The organism is Rhodococcus sp. (in: high G+C Gram-positive bacteria) (assembly GCF_049286785.1).
Taxonomy (GTDB): domain Bacteria; phylum Actinomycetota; class Actinomycetes; order Mycobacteriales; family Mycobacteriaceae; genus Rhodococcus_F.
The window spans coordinates 1-1,987 of sequence record NZ_JBAQEO010000754.1 but is presented as its reverse complement, the minus strand read 5'-3'; the positions used below and the strand labels follow the sequence as shown (position 1 = coordinate 1,987).

Annotated in this window: 3 protein-coding genes; 1 reads left to right on the top strand and 2 read right to left on the bottom strand. The window is 63.2% G+C overall.

Annotated elements, in window-relative coordinates; translation table 11 throughout:
- Positions 1–934 (bottom strand): acyl-CoA dehydrogenase family protein (locus WAW17_RS27340; protein ID WP_422335997.1); only part of this gene is annotated, 934 nt, incomplete at its 3' end.
- A 284-nt stretch (positions 935–1,218) separates the two neighbouring features.
- On the opposite strand from WAW17_RS27340, the gene WAW17_RS27335 reads away from it, so the two are divergent.
- Entirely contained in the window at positions 1,219–1,824 is a 606-nt protein-coding gene (locus WAW17_RS27335; protein ID WP_422335998.1) for a TetR family transcriptional regulator, read from the top strand.
- Here WAW17_RS27335 and WAW17_RS27330 read toward each other — a convergent pair.
- On the bottom strand, positions 1,803–1,987 hold a 185-nt coding region (locus tag WAW17_RS27330), incomplete at its 5' end, for a hypothetical protein (protein WP_422335996.1). The two genes, WAW17_RS27335 and WAW17_RS27330, sit on opposite strands and share 22 nt — an antisense overlap.

Genomic DNA, 1,987 nt, shown 5'->3' with positions numbered 1-1,987 from the left:
CGGCATAGACGTACGCCCTGGTCGCCTGGTACATGGCCTCATACTTGCTGAACTCGCGGCGGAACAGATCCGAGTCGCCGACGACCGTGGCATAACCGGGACGCGCTTTCCCCGAGACGATTCGGACAATTTCCTCGAGTGCCCGCTTCGCCAAACCAAGCGCCACCGGTGCGTGCCCACCGACACCGATACCGAGAAGTCCCAGCCGATACACGGGTTCGGGACGGACGGGGATGGTCGAGAAAGTCTCCATCGTGAACTGATCCGGGATGAACCGGTCCTGAACCGTGTAGTCGTAGCTGCCCGTGCCGACCATACCCATCACGTTCCAGTTGCCGAGGAACTCGACCTCGGCACGCGGCAGAAATCCGACGCGGCAGTCGCGGGTGCCGGCCGCGGCGACCACGGGGTTGCCATCGTCATCGTGGACGACGAAGCCCGCGCCGATCCAGGTGGCGTGCGCAGATCCACTTGCGAACTGGTATCGGCCCGTGACGCGGTAACCGCCCTCGACTTTCACGGCCTTGCCGGTCGGCATGATCATGCCTGCGGTAATGCCCCGTTCGGGGCCGACGAACATTTCCCGGGCGCCCTCGTCGTTCATGAATCCGACCGCGACACCGGTGCTGAAGGCGTTCGCCATCAATGCCCAACCCGTCGAACCATCGGCGCGCGCGATTTCCTCGATCACCTGGAGGGCTTCGACGATCCCGCACCCGCCGCCGCCCAGTTCCTTCGGGACGAGCATCCAGAACAGTTCGGCTTCGGCCAGTGCTTCATAAACTGGTTCGGTGATCGTCGTGTCGCGCTCGATCGCATCCGCTTCTCGCTCGATGATGTGCGCGATCGACTTCGCCCGAGCCACATAGTCGATGGCCGCGGAGGCGGTCTGATCGGTGAGGACGGTGCCTGTTCGATCGATGGTCTGCGTCATGGGGAATGGCCTTCCTAGGTATGCAACTCGGTATGGCGTACTGCGTACACCGGATGCGAGATCGCGGTATGACGTGAATCACAATGTCCGGTCCGGTGGGCTCCACACAGGCGGGTGACCACGTGGTCCACTACGTGGTCACCCATTCGGGTATTCCAGCGGACGTGAGTGCGGAGGCTGACGCCCCGGCGGACCGACCTCGCCCGGTTCCGAACGTTCGTTAGGCAGAAATTCTCGTTGCCTCTACTCTGGAGCCGTCGATCGGTGATGGGGATGGGAACATGATGCGTGCTGCCAAGGGCGCGGCTGTCGGAGTCAGCCGGCAGGCGATCCTGGACTCCGCGCTGTGGAACATGAACGAGCGCGGCTACCACGGCACGTCAATGCGCGACATAGCCCGTGACGCCGACATGACGGTGGCTTCGATCTATCACCACTTCAAGTCCAAGCAGGAGATACTGCAGGACATCATGACTCGGGCATTGCACGACGCCATCGCGATGACTCGCGGTGCGTTGCTGCGTTCGGGCGGGACACCTGCCGAACAGCTCCAGGCCGTCGTGCGTGCGTGGATCATGTTCCACACCACGCGACAGGCCGATGCGCTCGTCGGCGCGACGGAATTGCGGAGCCTCGATTACGAGGGTCGTCGTCTTGTCGTCGCTTTGCGCGACGAGCAGGAGAGCATCTTCCGTGACGTCATCTTCCGAGGCGTGGAGGAAGACGCCTTCACGACCCCACTGCCCCAGGATGCGGCGCGGGCCATCATCCACATGGGTCAGTCGGTATGCACGTGGTGGCGGGCCGATGGGCCCATGAAACCCGCGGAACTGGCGGACCGGTACGCAGATTTGGCTCTGGCCATGGTTCAGCCGGCGAAGTCGTTGTAATACGACAGGTTTGTCTTCGGACGTGTGCCCGAGTGCTCGGACAACGCGTGGACCTGCACGTCTCCGGTCTCCGCACGGGGTCGTTGCCGCAGTGAGATGCCTCCGTCATCCAGCATTTCGGTCAAGGTGAGATTCGGGTCGGGTGCGCGACGCCCTAGTGAAC